The 16,076-nt window shown below is 69.6% G+C and carries 13 protein-coding genes; 3 read left to right on the plus strand and 10 right to left on the minus strand.

Features of this window, described 5'->3' with window-relative positions:
• Nucleotides 1-9 precede the first annotated feature (9 nt).
• Nucleotides 10-1,593: an MFS transporter gene (locus N4G66_RS40105; protein ID WP_261709241.1), complete on the plus strand. Its 1,584-nt coding sequence runs from the start codon at nt 10-12 to the stop codon at nt 1,591-1,593.
• Nucleotides 1,594-1,699: 106 nt separating this feature from the next.
• Here N4G66_RS40105 and N4G66_RS40110 read toward each other — a convergent pair whose 3' ends face one another.
• From N4G66_RS40110 to N4G66_RS40120, 3 genes are all read right to left on the minus strand, one after another.
• Entirely contained in the window at nt 1,700-2,449 is a 750-nt protein-coding gene (locus N4G66_RS40110; RefSeq protein WP_261709242.1) for a DUF6227 family protein, read from the minus strand.
• A 470-nt stretch (nt 2,450-2,919) separates the two neighbouring features.
• Entirely contained in the window at nt 2,920-3,978 is a 1,059-nt protein-coding gene (locus N4G66_RS40115) for a P1 family peptidase (RefSeq protein WP_261709243.1), read from the minus strand.
• Between the two features lie 261 nt (nt 3,979-4,239).
• A complete protein-coding gene (locus tag N4G66_RS40120; protein WP_261709244.1) occupies nt 4,240-5,475 on the minus strand; it encodes a low temperature requirement protein A in 1,236 nt (411 codons plus the stop codon).
• Nucleotides 5,476-5,755: 280 nt separating this feature from the next.
• On the opposite strand from N4G66_RS40120, the gene N4G66_RS40125 reads away from it, so the two are divergent.
• On the plus strand, nt 5,756-5,938 hold the full coding sequence (locus N4G66_RS40125) for a hypothetical protein (protein WP_261709245.1): 183 nt from the start codon (nt 5,756-5,758) through the stop codon (nt 5,936-5,938).
• Between the two features lie 199 nt (nt 5,939-6,137).
• Here N4G66_RS40125 and N4G66_RS40130 read toward each other — a convergent pair whose 3' ends face one another.
• The 6 genes from N4G66_RS40130 to N4G66_RS40155 all read right to left on the minus strand — a co-directional run bounded on the left by N4G66_RS40130 (nt 6,138) and on the right by N4G66_RS40155 (nt 12,156).
• Complete coding sequence (locus N4G66_RS40130) at nt 6,138-6,608, minus strand: large conductance mechanosensitive channel protein MscL (protein ID WP_261709246.1); 471 nt, start codon at nt 6,606-6,608, stop codon at nt 6,138-6,140.
• 114 nt (nt 6,609-6,722) lie between these two features.
• Nucleotides 6,723-7,268: a hypothetical protein gene (locus N4G66_RS40135; protein ID WP_261709247.1), complete on the minus strand. Its 546-nt coding sequence runs from the start codon at nt 7,266-7,268 to the stop codon at nt 6,723-6,725.
• Between the two features lie 396 nt (nt 7,269-7,664).
• Nucleotides 7,665-8,543: an S-methyl-5'-thioadenosine phosphorylase gene (locus N4G66_RS40140; protein ID WP_261709248.1), complete on the minus strand. Its 879-nt coding sequence runs from the start codon at nt 8,541-8,543 to the stop codon at nt 7,665-7,667.
• A gap of 138 nt (nt 8,544-8,681) precedes the next feature.
• Entirely contained in the window at nt 8,682-9,002 is a 321-nt protein-coding gene (locus tag N4G66_RS40145) for an FmdB family zinc ribbon protein (RefSeq protein WP_261709249.1), read from the minus strand.
• 68 nt (nt 9,003-9,070) lie between these two features.
• Nucleotides 9,071-10,333: an MFS transporter gene (locus tag N4G66_RS40150; RefSeq protein ID WP_261709250.1), complete on the minus strand. Its 1,263-nt coding sequence runs from the start codon at nt 10,331-10,333 to the stop codon at nt 9,071-9,073.
• A 320-nt stretch (nt 10,334-10,653) separates the two neighbouring features.
• Nucleotides 10,654-12,156, minus strand: a complete 1,503-nt coding sequence (locus N4G66_RS40155; RefSeq protein WP_315903749.1) for a potassium/proton antiporter — start codon at nt 12,154-12,156, stop codon at nt 10,654-10,656.
• Between the two features lie 290 nt (nt 12,157-12,446).
• Between N4G66_RS40155 and N4G66_RS40160 the strand changes: the two genes are divergently transcribed.
• Complete coding sequence (locus tag N4G66_RS40160) at nt 12,447-15,215, plus strand: penicillin acylase family protein (protein WP_261709251.1); 2,769 nt, start codon at nt 12,447-12,449, stop codon at nt 15,213-15,215.
• A gap of 141 nt (nt 15,216-15,356) precedes the next feature.
• Here N4G66_RS40160 and N4G66_RS40165 read toward each other — a convergent pair whose 3' ends face one another.
• A complete protein-coding gene (locus N4G66_RS40165) occupies nt 15,357-15,983 on the minus strand; it encodes a 5-formyltetrahydrofolate cyclo-ligase (protein ID WP_261709252.1) in 627 nt (208 codons plus the stop codon).
• Nucleotides 15,984-16,076 lie beyond the last annotated feature (93 nt).

Genomic DNA, 16,076 nt, shown 5'->3' on the forward strand with positions numbered 1-16,076 from the left:
CTTTACGACATGACCTCCACCGACATCTCTGAGACAGCTCTCAGCAGCCCGGAACCCGGCGCGGCGGCCGACCGACGGCGCTGGTTCGCTCTCGCCATCGTGATGACCGCGGCCTTCATGGACCTGGTCGACGTCACGATCGTCAACATCGCGATCCCGTCGATCCAGCGGGACGCGGGCGCCACGTTCAGCCAGATCCAGTGGATCACCGCGGGCTATGCGCTGGCCTTCGCCGCGGGACTCATCACCGGTGGGCGGCTCGGCGACATCCACGGCCGCAAGCGGTTGTTCCTGATCGGCATCGCCGGTTTCACGATCGCGTCGGCGCTGTGCGGCTTCGCGGCGAACCCGGAGATGCTCGTCGCCTCGCGCATTCTGCAGGGCGCCATGGCCGCGATGATGGTGCCGCAGGTGCTGTCGATCGTGCACGCCACCTTCCCGGCGCACGAGCGCGGCAAGGTCTTCGGCCTCTTCGGCGCGATCGTCGGCCTGGGCGCCGTCTCGGGTCCGCTCCTCGGAGCACTGCTCACCGAGTGGAACCTCTTCGGCCTGGAGTGGCGGCCGATCTTCCTCATCAACTTGCCGGTCGGCATCGTCGCGCTGATCCTGGGCCGCCGCTTCATCAGTGAGTCCAAGGCCCCGAAGGCCCTCAAGCTCGACCTCGTCGGCGTCACCCTCGTCACCCTCGGCCTGCTGATGCTGCTCTACCCGCTGACCCGCGGCCGTGAGCTGCACTGGCCGCTGTGGGGGTACGCGTCGATGGTCGGCTCCCTCGTCGTCTTCGCGGCGCTGGTCGCGTACGAGAAGCGGAAGACGGCGCGGGACGGTTCGCCGCTGGTCGAGCTGTCGCTGTTCAAGGTGAAGAGTTTCGCGGCGGGCATCGCCGTGCAGACCGTCTTCGGTATCGCGCTCGGCATCTTCTTCCTGGTCTGGACGCTGTACATGCAGATCGGGCTCGGCTGGAGCCTGCTGCGTGCCGGTCTGACCGGGGTGCCGTTCTCGATCGCGGTCTCGGCGGCGGCGGGCATGTCGGTGCAGCTGCTGGTTCCGCGCTTCGGGCGCAAGGTGCTCCAGGGGGGCGCCCTGCTCATGGCGCTCGGAGTCCTGCTCTACATCTGGGAGTCCGACCGGTACGGCATGTCCATCGCCTCCTGGCAGATGGTTCTTCCGCTGGTGGTCATGGGCGCGGGCATGGGCTTCATCGTCGCCCCGCTGACGGACGCGGTGCTCTCGGAGGTCCCGCGTGAGCACGCGGGCTCGGCGTCGGGGCTGATCAACACCGTGCAGCAGATGGGCAACGCGCTCGGCCTCGGCCTGGTCTCGGTCGTCTTCTTCGGTGAGATCGGCGACCACCTGACCCGCGCACAGGTGGGCCCGGCCTTCGCGAACGCCTTCGAGCACGCGCTGGGCTGGGTCGCCGCGGTGCTGACCGTCATCTTCCTGCTGATGTTCGCGCTGCCGAAGCGGCCGGCACAGCATGTGGAGGGCGCGGAGGACGAGACGGACCCCCAGGACCAGAACCAGGATTCGAACCAGAACCAGGACCGGAACCAGGATCCGAAGCAGGACCGGAAGCCGGAATTCGTCGGCTGATCTCTGCCCGGGTCCGCCACCACCCGCGCGACGCGGAGGTCCAAGCCGGAAGGGGCCCCAGCACCTCAGGTGCTGGGGCCCCTTCCGGCTTCAGGGCTTCAGGGCTTCAGCCCAGCCGTGCCGCGCGTCGCTCCATCGCGTCGCGGGCGGCGTCCTCCGTCGCGTACACCTCGCACATGTGCCGCCGGTCCGGCGTCGCCGTGTGCTCGACCTCCCACAGGGAGATCTCCTGCCCGTCGCGCAGTAGGAACGCGTGCTCGTAGAGCGAGAAGCACAGCCCCGCCTGACCGGCGCGGCAGGGGCGCCCGAAGGCCTGCGTGATCTGGTGCGCGAACGCCTCCCGGAGCAGGAGCGTCGTGAGTTCCGCGCCCGGCCGGTCCGGATTCTCCGCGCGCCGCAGGAGCCGGCGCGCGTGATCGGCGGAGTCGTCGGGCACATAGGTGTGACGCGGCTCGGGGATCGCCGACAACTGCACGAACACGGGCAGCTCGAAGTCCGGTGCGTCCGGCGGGAGGGGGAGTCGGGCCGTGGCGGCGCGCAACTCCTCCTCGTCGGCGTAGACCTCGTGCTGTGCGTCGCGACCGGTCGCCGTGTTGTGCACGAGTTCCCACAGCGTGACGGCGGAACCGTCGGCGAGCAGCCACGTGTGGCGGTACGTCTCCCGGTGCAGCCCCGCGCTGTGATGCGCGGAGTGCAGCGAGCTGTCGTGCGCCAGCGCGCAGTCGAGTCGCCGTATCGCCTCGTCGGGCAGCTCGAACGAGTTCAGGGCGCGGCCCAGAAGTCGTGCGAGATGCTCCTCCGGAGACTCGGGCGACTCGGGTGGTTCGTACGCTGCTGTCTCGTACGGAACGCTCAAGGTTTCTCCCGGCGTTGCTGCATGTCACCTTGTGGGTGCATACCGTAGCCCCTCGGTCGGACATCATGTCCGCGAACCGAGAAAACGTACGGACGGAAAACGGGCGGGCCGCGCGGCAAGTTCCCACGCGCCTCGCAAGGACGTCAAAAGGCCCTCGTCAGACGGCACTTCCCGCGGTCCACGCGCTCCACGAACGGTTCAAGCCGTTGAGGCCATTGTCCGGCACGACGGTCTTGCCGGAACAGTTCCCGACCGCTACGGCTTCCCCGACGAGGGAGTCGAGATCCGCCCCCGTACATGGAGAGAACGCGATCGGCGACTCAACTGGTTCCCGTCACTCCGAGCCGATCACCACCACCCGGGCCGGATCACCGCCACCCGGGCCGATCGCCGTCCCCGAGCCGGATCACCACCACCTGGGCGGGATCGCCACTACCCGAGCCGGATCACCGTCACCCGGTCGAGCATCATCATGTGAGTGAACCGGGGGGATCGCCCAACTGGCTTTCTCCGTAGAGTTCTTCGTACGACAGCCATGCCCCGCCCGGCCCGTCCACCGACTCCGCGGCACGCACGGCACGCACGATCGCGCGCGTCACCAGGTCCGCGCCCGCCGCGAGGATCTCGTTGAGCGCCAGGGGGTTCTCGGCGACGAGCGGCCGGGTGCCCGTGGCCAGCGCGAACACCGTGTCCCCGTCGTTCAGCAGATGCACCGGCCGCACGGCGCGCGCGATCCCGTCGTGCGTCGTACCCGCGAGTTTCTGCGCCTGCGCCCGCGTCAGAACGGCGTCGGTCGCGACGACGGCGAGCGTGGTGTTCAACGGGGGCGGCGCGTTCCTCGCGGTGGCCTCCGCGAGCCGCCGCCGGGCGGACTCGCGCACCGCGGCGGACGGACACACCGTCCGTCCGCGCGTCAACTCTCCGTACAGCGCGCCCGTCTCCGGTTCCACGACCGAGCCCGCCGCGTTGGCCACCACCAGCGCGGCCACCGTGATGCCGGACTCCAGCACCGCGCTCGCCGTCCCGACCCCGCCCTTGAGCTGCCCGACCACTGCCCCGGTACCGGCACCCACGCTTCCCTCGCGCACCGGTGAGCCCGACGCAGTCGCGTCGGCCGCCTCGACGGCGGCGCGTCCGGTGGCAGCGTCCGGCCGTGACCGGAAGTCGCCGCCGCGTCCGAGATCGAAGACGCAGGCGGCGGGCACGACGGGCACGACGTGCGTGGGGTCCGGCCCCACGCGCACTCCGCGTCCCCGCTCCTCCAGCCACGCCATCACGCCCGACGCCGAGTCCAGCCCGAACGCGCTGCCGCCGGTCAGTACGACCGCCTCGATCTTCTGCACGAGGTTGCGCGGATCGAGCGCGTCCGTCTCCTTGGTGCCGGGCCCGCCGCCGCGCACGTCCACGGCGGCGATCACACCTCCCTCGGGAGCGAGCACCACCGTCGTCCCCGTGAGCCAACCGTCCCCGGTGCGCGTCGCGTGTCCCACCCGCAGACCCACGACATCTGTCAGAGCGTCAACTGTCATGAGCCCAGTGTTCCCCGGCCTCGGACCCCGGCAGCGGCAGCCCGACGGCCTGGGGTCACGCGCCGACTCCGATGCCGAGGCCTGGGGGCACACGCCGATTCCGACGGCGCGCCATCCTCTCCCCACGTACGCCCTGCGCCTCTCCCTGCGCCTCTCCCTGCGTACGTCCTGCGTACGTCCTGCTCCCCTTCCCACGCACGCCTTGCCCCCCTTCTTGCGCACGCCTTGCTCGACTCCTCCACGCATCCCCTGCTCGTCTCGCTACGCGCTCCTTGCCGAGCCGCCCGCCGCTTCCCGTGTCACCATCCGCGTCGTCATCACCACCCCGACCGCCACAGCCAGTGCCGAGACGATGCCCGCGGCGAGTACCGCCCAGTCGCCCAGGAAGGTGCACAGGATGACGAGCAGCGCGGTGGTCGGCAGAACGAGCTGCTGGGCGATGCCGACCTTGAAGTGCCGGGAGTGCAGTGCCCAGACGGCGAGGAAGTACAACGCCGTCGGCAGTGTCACGGCGGCGGACGCCGAGAGTGCCGAGATGTGCGCGGTGCCGACCGTCTGCTCCACCGCGACCTCCAGACCCGCGCCGATCGCGGCAGCCGACGCGAAGATCAGATAGTGGCCGTACCCCCACAGGAATGCCTGCCCGTTGGACCGCAGATGCCCGTGGATGGGCACCACGAAGTAGATCCACCAGGCGGAGAACACGATCAGCAGCCCACCGGCGGCGATGGGCAGGAGCTCGCCCAGGGCGTCGTGCTCGTCGACGGCCGACTTCACCGCGACCGTGGCGGCGGCGATCGTCTCGCCCAGCACGATGATCGTGAACAGTCCGTACCGCTCGGAGATGTGGTGCGGATGCCAGGACGTGGTGAAGTCCTTCTCCGCGAACACCGGGACGGACAGCTCGGCGACAGCCACCACCAGGAACACCCACGGTCGGCCCGCCTCCGGGGCGAGCAGCAGTCCGAGCCAGCCGACCTGGCACAGCAGTACGCCGCCCGCGTACCGCAGCGCCATGGTTCTCTCGGCTCCCTCGGTGGACCGTGCCACCCGTAGCCATTGCGCGATCATGGCGAACCGCATGATCGCGTAGCCGAGCCAGACGACCAGGAAGTCGTGACTCGCGAAGGCTTTCGACACCCCGGCCGCGAGCACCAGAACGCCGGCGATCTGCACCAGAGTGACGACCCGGTAGAGAACATCGTCATTGTCGTAAGCCGAAGCAAACCAACTGAAGTTCATCCAGGCCCACCAAATGGCGAAGAAGATCATCGCGTAGTTGAGGATGCCCTCACCCGCGTGACCCTCCGCCACGGCGTGCACCAGTTGGGAGCCCGCCTGGGCGATGGCCACCACGAAACACAGGTCGAACAGGAGCTCCAGCGGTGACGCGACCCGGTGCTCCTCGTCACGGCCGCGTGCGGTCATTCTGCGCAGCGGCCGGCGGCCTGTGGGCCGTGGTGTCGCGGCGGATTCCGGAGTGGGACGGGACGTCATACGGCCAAGCACAGCAGAAAAGTCCCGGAAATTCTTGTGAATGCGTTCACAAGCGGCCCTGAGGTCGAATGCTCGACGGGATACCAGGTCAGAGGTGTCACGGGGATCCGGATCCGCCGGGGCGGAGGGCTCTTGGGGCCGCTCGCGACGACCCGGTGCCGGGTACCTGATCGGGGCCCCGCGCCGCCCGCCCCCTCCTGGTGGTCCCACGGCTGACGCGACGGCGGGGCGCCCGGGCGAGGCCGGGCGGGCCGCCACCCTCGCGGCGTACCCTTGGGGCATGAGTCCCGCCCCCGCCCCCGAACCGCGCGATCCGAAGCCGGCGCTGGTCTTCGACGATCCGTTGAGCCAGCAGTCCTCGGACGATACGGACCGTGGGTGGGGTGAGCGGGCCGACAGCACTGGTGACAGTGCCGCCGACCTGAAGCGCTTCCTCGACGAGAAGCCGCCCCACCACATCTGAGCCCGGCCCCTGGCCTTGTGGCTGCCGTATTCCCCGCCACTGAGCTCGAAGCTCCCGGATCCCCGGATTTCGGTCTCCCGGCCCCGGGGTTCCAGGCGCCCGGTCTCCTGAGGCCCAGGTCCCGGACTGGTCTCCCGGCCCCCGGTCTCCTGACGTCGGAGCCACCCGATTTTCCGGGCGCGGGCCCACAGCTTCGCCGTCAGTACTCGCGGCGTCCCGGACCGCGCTGGACGACCAGCGCGTCGCGGATCTCCTTCAGGACCTCCAGCTCGGACACCTCGATGACCTCGCGCGTGCCTTCCTTCGCCTTCTGGCGAGCCGCCTGCCGGGCCAGGAACTTGGCCATCGGCAGAACCATGAGGAAGTAGACGACGGCGGCAGTGATCACGAAGCTGAGCGTGGCGCCCAGCACCGAGCCCCACATGATGCGGATACCCGTGGCGGTCGTCCCGCTGCCCCGGCACGGACCTTCCAGGCAGGAGTTGTAGCTGTCGAGGTTCTTCGTACCGACAGCGCCGACCAGCGGGTTGATGATGCCCTTCACCACGGAGTTGACGATGTTGGTGAAGGCGGCGCCGATGACCACGGCGACGGCCAGGTCGATGACGTTGCCACGCATCAGAAAGGCCTTGAAGCCCTCCAGGACACCGGGCTGCTTGTTTTCGCTCACTGGGAGGCCCCTCCGCACAGGTTGTGGAACAAACAGCTCCGCAACCTACGGCAGGGCGTTCCGGGCCCGTCCGACTGGGTAGCTCGAACGACGGACTTGACACAGTTTCGTCACTCATCGCAGCGTCACCGCCAGCCGTGATGTGGTGCCGGCACCGGCCAGCCGTGCGGCCGTCGTGCGCGGGACGGAGAGGATGACGAGGGCTCCCGTGTCGGTGGCCCCGACGTCCGGAACCCCGGTGACCCGTGCCCCGGTCGCGACCACGCGCGCCGCACCGCCGCTGTCCGCGGCGACCACGTCGACCCGGTCGCCGGGACGCAACAGGCTCACCGTGGCACCGTCCGCGATCCGGACCGGCGCCCTCACCGTCTCGACCGCGCCCTGCCCGTGTGCAGGCGTGGAAGCGGTGGTGGAAGCGGACGCGGCAGGGGGCGCGGACGTCGGATGCCCGCGCGCCCGCTCGGTGTTCCCCGGGCCGGCTGCCACGAGGGCGGCCGCCGTCATCGCCAGGCCGGCGGCGACCGCTCGCCGCCTGTGGTGCGCGAGGAGCCGCAGCCGATACCGCCCGCCCCGCACACGGAGGGGCGCGAACTGGGGCACCTCGCAGGTCGGAGGCGCGTCCGCGCCGGGCGGGCGGATGAGTTGAGGGAGCTGTGCCATGGTGACCACCACCTGCGACGAGGGATCGGCTTGCGATCCCACGATGAGGTCTCGCCGCGAAGCCCGCTGGAGCCCGTGGATCACCGAGGAATTGTGGACAACTCCCTCACCCGAACGGGAGGTTCCGCCCGCGTTCGGCCCGAGAGACTCCGCCTTCGCGACGGCGCGCTCACACCGGGTGCACCGTCGCCGGCCACTGCGATGCTGAGGACCACCGCGATGGCAGGAGTCACCGCGGCGGCGAGGGCCACTGCGATGGGGACGGCCACCGTGCAGACGCGGGCCACGGCGACCGCCCCGCGGCCCCGGTCACCTGCGACCCGCCACCTGTCACCGGGATCGGACCGGGCGGGACGAGGGCCCGGTCAGGGCTGGGTGGGATCGCAGCGGCCGCCGTTACGGCAGCTCGAAGCCGGGGTCCATCCCGCCCAGGGCCGTCGTGCACAGGCAGTCCCGTGTTCCGTTCGCCGGCAGTCCGGCGACCGCGTCGAAGAGCACGCCCCGCAGCCGGTCCACATTCGCCGCGAACACCTTCAGCACCTCGTCGTGCGAGACGCCCTCGCCGGTCCCGGCCCCCGCGTCGAGGTCGGTGACCAGCGTCAACGACGTGTAGCAGAGCTCCAGTTCACGGGCGAGCGCGGCCTCGGGGTGCCCGGTCATGCCGACCACCGACCAGCCCTGCGCCTGGTGCCAGAGTGATTCGGCCCGGGTGGAGAACCGCGGACCCTCTATGACCACGAGCGTGCCGCCGTCCACCGGCTCCCAGTCCCGTCCGCGGGCCGCTCGCAGGGCGACCTCGCGTCCGACGGGGCAGTACGGGTCGGCCAGCGACACATGCACGACGTTCGGCACCGAGCCGTCCGGCAGCGGCAGCCCGTCGAAGTAGGACTGCGGCCGTGACTTCGTACGGTCCACGAACTGGTCCGGAACGAGCAGGGTTCCGGGCCCGTACTCCGGACGCAGTCCGCCGACGGCGCAGGGGCCGAGGATCTGGCGGGCGCCGACGGAGCGCAGCGCCCACAGGTTGGCCCGGTAGTTGATGCGGTGCGGTGGCAGATGGTGGCCGCGGCCGTGGCGGGGGAGGAAGGCGACCCGCCGACCGGCGATCTCGCCGAGGAACAGCGAGTCGCTGGGCGGCCCGTAAGGCGTGTCCACCTGCAGCTCGGTCACGTCGTCGAGGAACGAGTAGAAGCCCGAGCCGCCGATGACGCCGATCTCGGCCAAGGCCGTCGACTGCTCCTCGGCCGGGGTCTGTGGGTTCTCCGTGTTCGCCATGAACGGCACCCTAGCCGGGACGGGGGAACGCCGAGGACCCCGTCGTCGTACGACGACGGGGTCCTGTGGAAACGAGCCTTGTGGGGCCTCGCGGAGACGGCTGGGCCGGGGCAGGAGCCCCGGCGGACCGCGGAGGCCCTAAGCGGCGGAACTGCTCGACGAGCCGGTGCCCGACGACTTCGTGTCCGAGGACGACGACGTGGACGCCGACGACGAGGACTTCGAGTCCGACGAGGACGTGGACGTCGCCGACTTGGAAGCCGGTGAACTGCTCGACGAGGAGCCGCGGCTGTCGTTGCGGTAGAAGCCGGAGCCCTTGAAGACAATGCCGACGGCCGAGAACACCTTCTTCAGGCGGCCGCTGCAGTTCGGGCATTCGGTCAGGGCGTCATCGGTGAACTTCTGCACCGCCTCGAGGCCCTCGCCGCACGCGGTGCACTGGTACTGGTAGGTCGGCACTTGTCTTCCTCCTGGCACTCTCACTCAGTGAGTGCTAACGACGGTCCATACTGACGTATTCCGCGAGATCAGTCCACTGTCACCGGCACGCGGTGACCGACGCCACGTGCGACGGCTCGGCTCGGGGCCTGTGTGGCGAGGCGTGAGCGCAGTGCCACCAGGGTTGCCAGGGCCAGCGCGGTACCGGCCATCGGCACCAGGAATCCGGCGCCGTCCCAGAGCCTGTCCTCCAGTTGTCCGGCGACGGTGACGGCTGCCGCCTGGCCGAGCGCGACGGCGCCGGTGAGCCAGGTGAAGGCCTCGGTGCGGGCGCCCTGCGGAACGAGGCTCTCGACCAGGGTGTAGCCGGTGATCAGGGTCGGCGCGATGCACATACCGACGACAAGACCGAGGCCGGCGAGCGCGATCACCGAGTTCGCCGCCCACAGCCCGGAGGCGGCCAGCGCGAGGGCGGCGTACCCGAGGACGAGCCGTCGCTGCGGGGCCACCTTCCAGGCGATGGCGCCGCAGACGATGCCGGAGAGCATGTTGCCCGCCGCGAAGACGCCGTACAGGACACCGTTCAGGCCGGGCTCGCCGATCGACTCGCTGTACGCGGCCAGCGAGACCTGCATACCGCCGAAGACGGAGCCGATGCCCAGGAAGGTCATGATCAGAACGCGTACTCCGGGGATCCGCAGAGCGGAACCGTGCTCCACGCGCGCGTGTCCGGCGAGGGCGACCGATGGCTGTGTGCTCTTCTGCGCGGCGAACAGCAGACCGCCGATCAGAGTCAGCGAAGCCTCGGTCAGCAGGCCCGCGGCGGGATCGACAGCCGTGCACAGCGCGGTGGCGAGCAGCGGGCCGAAGACGAAGGTCAACTCGTCCGTGACGGACTCGAAGGCCGCCGCGGTCGACATCAGGGGCGAGCCCTGAAGCTTCACGCCCCAGCGGGCCCGCACCATGGGGCCGACCTGCGGCACCGAGGCGCCGGTCGGCACGGCGGCCGCGAAAAGCGCCCACAAGGGGGCGCCCGCCAGCGCGAGCGCGGTCAAGGAGAAGCCGGCCACGGTGTGCACGAGGACGCCGGGCAGCAGGACGGCCCGCTGTCCGTGCCGGTCGGCCAGACGTCCGGTGAAGGGCGCGAACAGCGCCATGGAGACACCGGTGACGGCGGCGACCGCGCCGGCCGCGCCGTACGAGCCGGTGGTGTGCTGCACGAGCAGCACGATGGAGATCGTCAGCATGGCGAACGGCTGGCGGGCCGCGAAGCCGGGGAGCAGGAACGTCCAGGCGCCGCGGGTGCGCAGCAGCTGTCCGTATCCAGGACGGGAGGTGACCGTGGATGCCACGGCCCGTGCCTTTCTGCCGCCTGGTAGCGCGCCCGTGCGGGGGGCGCCGAGAGCTGTCCTCTTGCGCGGATCTGCGGTAGATACCGGCGCCTCCTGCGGGAGGACGTCACGGCCGCCATACGGTCGCGCCAGCTCTGCGTCAGGCAGAGTTGGTTCGATCAAGGTGTGCCTTCATCGTACAGGGGGTGGGTGTCGCCACACCTGTGAAAATGAGCACCACGGGATCGCGCGCCTGTGAATGCCTCTCGCTTCTTCGGGTCCTGTTCGGGGTTTCGTAAGAAGCGTGTCCGGTGTCCCGTAAGAGTCCGTCCAGCGTCGCGTCAAAGGCCTGTGCGGTGCCTCGTGCGATGTTCCGCCCCGCCGTCGCCGTCGCCGATTCCCAGCCAGTCGGCGAGCTTGCCGCCCTGGCCCACCGCGCGCAGTCGCCTCTCGGCCGCGTCCCGGACCGGGTCGGTCGCCACCACCAGCAGTTCGTCGCCGAGCCGCAGCACCGTCGTGGGCATCGGCACGAAGGACTTCGCGTCGCGGACGACGAGGGTGACCGCCGCGCCCGGGGGCAGCCGCAGTTCGCCCACCTCGACACCGTGCATACGCGACCCCTTGGGGATCGCGACGGACAGCAGATGGCCGCGCAGCCGCTCCAGGGGCGCCGATTCGATGCCCAGGTCGGCCGCCCCGGGAGACTCCCCGAGACGGAGTTTGCGGGCCAGCCAGGGCAGTGTCGGGCCCTGGACGAGGGTGTAGACGACGACCAGGACGAAGACGATGTTGAAGATCCGCTTGCTCTCGGCGATGCCGCTCACCATCGGGATCGTCGCCAGGATGATGGGAACGGCGCCGCGCAGCCCCGCCCAGGACAGCAGCGTCTGCTCCTGCCACGGGATGCGGAACGGCAGCAGGCTGACGACCACGCTCAGCGGTCGCGCCACCATGGTCAGCACCAGGCCTATGACGAGCGCGGGCCAGATGTCGTCGCCCATCTCGTGCGGGGTGACCAGCAGGCCGAGCAGCACGAACATGCCGATCTGGGCGATCCAGCCGAGCCCCTCGGCGAAGCCGCGCGTGGCGGGCCAGTGCGGCAGTTTCGCGTTGCCGAGCAGCATGGAGGCGAGGTAGACGGCGAGGAAGCCGCTGCCGTGGGCGAGCGCGCCGGCCGCGTACGCCACGACCGCGATCGCCATCACGGCGATCGGGTAGAGGCCGGAGGCCGGCAGTGCCACGTGCCGCAGGGCGTACGCGCCCAGCCAGCCGACCGCGAGCCCGATGGCGGCGCCGATGGCCAGCTCCAGCGCTATCTCGCCGATCAGCGCGTACCAGTGCTCCACCGGTCCCGCCGTGGAGAACGCGACGACGAGGATGACCACCGGGGCGTCGTTGAAGCCCGACTCGGCCTCCAGGATGCCCGTCACGCGCGCGGGGAGGGGGATTTTGCGCAGGACCGAGAAGACCGCCGCGGCGTCCGTCGACGAGACGACCGCCCCGATGATGAGCGCCTGCCGCCACTCCAGGCCGATCAGATAGTGCGCGGCCGTCGCCGTGACGCCGACGCTCACCGCGACGCCCACCACTGCCAGCGAGGAGGCCGCCGGCAGGGCCGGTCTGATCTCCTTCCACTTCGTGCCGAGACCGCCTTCGGCCAGGATCACGACCAGGGCCGCGTACCCGATGACCTGGGTCAGCTCGGCGTTGCTGAAGTGGACGTCGCCGACTCCGTCCTGGCCGATCGCGACGCCGATCCCCAGGTACACGAGCAGCGTGGGGAGCCCGCTGCGTGAGGAGATCCGGACCGCCGCGACCGCGATGAGCAGGACGAGCGAGCACACGAGCAGGAGCTGGTTGAGGTGGTGGACAGTCAGGGGCTGTTCCTTTCTCGCCGGTCCGGTCCCGCCGTGGGCGGCCTCCGGACCTGAGCACCGGAAGCCGGCCACTTCAGTGCAAGTACTTCGTTACCTTACCTAACTCTTGACGCTTTCTTGACGTTCCCGGAGGCAAGATCGAACGGTCGTGCTTCCCGGTTTCCTACTCCGCGTCAAGGCGCGGTTGGCCCTGCGCCTATGGTTGCCCCAGCACTCCAGGACCGCCTGCCGCTCGCGTTAGGACAGCAAGGACAGCGATGCCCCCCAACACCACCGCCTCTTCCGGCCAGCAGCCCGGCAAGTCCGGCAGGAAGAAGGGGCGCAAAGCCCGACTGTTCTTGATTGTCCTGGTTCTCGCCATCATCGGAGGCATCGCCTTCGGCGCGTACTGGAGCATCAGCACTGTGCGCGCCTCCTTCCCGCAGACCAAGGGCTCCATACAGCTCGACGGACTGTCGGGTCCCGTGACCGTGCAGCGCGACGGCAACGGGATCCCGCAGATCTACGCCTCGTCCGACGAGGACCTGTTCATGGCCCAGGGCTTCGTCCAGGCGCAGGACCGGTTCTACGAGATGGACGTGCGCCGCCACATGACCTCGGGCCGGCTGTCCGAGATGTTCGGTGAGGGCCAGGTCAAGAACGACGAGTTCCTGCGCACCCTGGGCTGGGACCGGGTCGCGAAGAAGGAGTACGACACCAAGCTGTCGGCCTCCACGAAGAAGTACCTCCAGTCGTACGCCAAGGGAGTCAACGCCTACCTGAAGGGCAAGGACGGCGAGGACATCTCCCTGGAGTACGCGGCCCTCGGTTTCACCAACGACTACAAGCCGACCCAGTGGACCCCGGTCGACTCGGTGGCCTGGCTCAAGGCGATGGCCTGGGACCTGCGCGGCAACATGCAGGAAGAGATCGACCGCTCCCTGATGACGAGCCGGCTCGGCCCGAAGCAGATCGCCGACCTGTACCCGGAGTACCCGTACAGCCGGAACAAGACGATCGTCCGGACGGGTTCGTACGACAGTCTCACCGGGACGTACAGCCAGACCGGCACCACCTCGACGTCCACGGCGGGCACGGGGCTCACGGGAAACACCGAGGCACCCGCCGGGTTCCAGAGCCAGCTCTCGGGGCTCTACAAGGTCCTCGACGGTCTGCCCACCGCCGTCGGCGTGAACGGCAACGGCATCGGCTCCAACTCCTGGGTCGTCGCGGGAAGCCACACCATCACCGGCAAGCCGCTGCTGGCCAACGACCCGCACCTGTCGGCGTCGCTGCCCTCGGTCTGGTACCAGATGGGCCTGCACTGCACCGCCGTCTCCGCCACGTGCCAGTACGACGTCTCCGGCTACACCTTCGCGGGCATGCCCGGCGTGGTCATCGGCCACAACGCGGACATGGCCTGGGGTATGACCAACTCCGGGGTCGACGTCACCGACCTCTACCTGGAGAAGATCACCGGCGAGGGCTACGAGTACGACGGCAAGGTGCTGCCCTTCACGACCCGCAAGGAAACGATCGAGGTCGCGGGCGGCGCCGCCAAGACGATCGTCGTCCGGCAGACGGACGACGGAATGCCGCTGCTCTCCGACCGTGACGACGAACTGGTCCAGGTCGGCAAGAAGGCCACCGTCGACGCCGGGGCGCCCGACCGCGGCGACGGCTACGCGATAGCGCTGCGCTGGACCGCGCTGGACCCGGGCAACACCATGGACGCCGTCTTCGAGATGGACAAGGCGTCGAGCTGGACCGAGTTCCGCAAGGCGGCCGCGTCCTTCGAGGTGCCGTCCCAGAACCTGGTCTACGCCGACGGCGCAGGCGCCAGTGGCAACATCGGGTACCAGCTCCCCGGCAAGATCCCCACGCGCGCCAAGGGCGACGACGGCTCGCTCCCGTCGCCCGGCTGGGACTCCAAGTACCGCTGGACCGGCTACATCAAGCAGTCCGCGCTGCCCTACGAGTACAACCCCGAGCGCGGTTACATCGTGACCGCCAACCAGGCGGTCGTCGCGCCGGACAAGTACCCCTACACGCTCACCACGGACTGGGGCTACGGCACCCGCAGCCAGCGGATCACCGACCTGATCGAGTCGAAGACCAAGGGCGGCGCCAAGATCTCGACCGATGACATGCGCCAGATGCAGCTCGACAACAGCAGCGAGATCGCCAAGCTGATCGTGCCCAGGCTGCTCAAGATCGACGTGGCCGACAAGGACGTCCGCGACGCGCAGAAGCTCCTGGAGGGCTGGGACTACACCCAGGACTCCGACTCCGCGGCCGCCGCCTACTTCAACGCCACCTGGCGCAACATCCTCAAGCTCGCGTTCGGCAACAAGCTGCCCAAGGAGCTGCGGGTCAAGGGTCAGTGCCTGTGGGTCCCCCGGATCGACACCACCGGCCCCGCGGACGAGGGCCAGACCGTGCGTGAGTGCGGCGAGCGCGACGCGGACCAGGCGCAGCCGGACGGCGGCGACCGCTGGTTCGAGGTCGTCCGCAAGATCATCGACGACGAGAACAACGACTGGTGGAAGTCGCCCAAGACGCGCAAGACGAGCAAGGACAATCCGATCGACACCCGGGACGAGCTGTTCAGCCAGGCCATGACGGACGCCCGCTGGGAGCTGACCGCCAAGCTCGGCAAGGACATCGACACCTGGAGCTGGGGCCGGCTGCACCGCCTGTTCCTGAAGAACCAGACCCTCGGTACCGAAGGCCCCCGCTTCCTGCAGTACATGCTCAACCGGGGCCCCTGGAAGCTCAGCGGCGGCGAGGCGACGGTCAACGCGACCGGCTGGAACGCGGCGGGCGGCTACGGAGTGGTCTGGGTCCCCTCGATGCGGATGGTCGTCAACCTCCAGGACCTCGACAAGTCCAAGTGGATAAACCTCTCGGGCGCCTCGGGGCACGCCTACAGCGCCCACTACACCGACCAGACGGAGAAGTGGGCCAAGGGCGAACTCCTGCCGTGGGCCTTCACCAAGAAGGCCGTCGACAAGAAGACGACCGACACCCTGGTCCTGAAACCGTGACGCCCGGGCGGGCGTCGAGGTCCTGACGCCCGGAAACCGGCGCCTGACGAAAGTGGCCCTCCATGCGTGCGTGGAGGGCCACTTTCGTCAGGCGTCCGCCGTCGGCCGTTCGGGGTTCGCCGTCCTTCGTCCCGTCGCCCGTCAGCGGAAGCGGCGCACACCGGAGGGCGTCACCACCGCGTGGACGGGCCGGTCGTGCGCCTCCTCCGGGACCCGCTCGACGACTTCGGTGTCGTACAGGAGCACCACCAGCGCGGGATCGGCGCCCGAGTGCTCCAGGCGGGCCAGTACACGGTCGTACGAGCCGCCGCCGCGACCCAGCCGCATCCCGCGCGCGTCGACGGCCAGACCGGGCAGCAGAACGGCGTCCGCGTCCTGGACGGCCGTCGGCCCCAGCCGCTCGCCGGTCGGCTCCAAGAGGGCCATTTTCCCGCCGTGTCGGACCGGTGCGAGGGAGTCCGCTCCGCTGTACGCCCCCCAGTCCAGATCGTTGTCCGCCATCAGGACCGGCAGGAGGACGCGCACCCCACGGGCGCGGAGCGCGTCCAGGAGCGCGAGGGTGCCCGGTTCGCTCCCCACGGAGACGTAGGCCGCCACTGTGCGGGCGTGCGCCAGTTCGGGCAGCTCCAGGGCGCGGGCGGCGAGGGCGGCGGCGGTTTCCCGCACGTCATCGGCCGTCAACCCCTTTCTCACCGACAGGAAGCCTCGCCGCAACATCCGCTTGTCAGGCTCTGGTTCACGTCGGACGTGGTTCACAGGTGACTCCATAGTTCTCTTAATCCGCTCATATGGCAGCGAATTGGCCGGGGCCACAGATTCTGCACATAGTCACCGGTTATGGTTGCGGACATGACTGAGTCA

The organism is Streptomyces rhizosphaerihabitans (genome assembly GCF_025399795.1).
Lineage (GTDB): Bacteria > Actinomycetota > Actinomycetes > Streptomycetales > Streptomycetaceae > Streptomyces > Streptomyces rhizosphaerihabitans.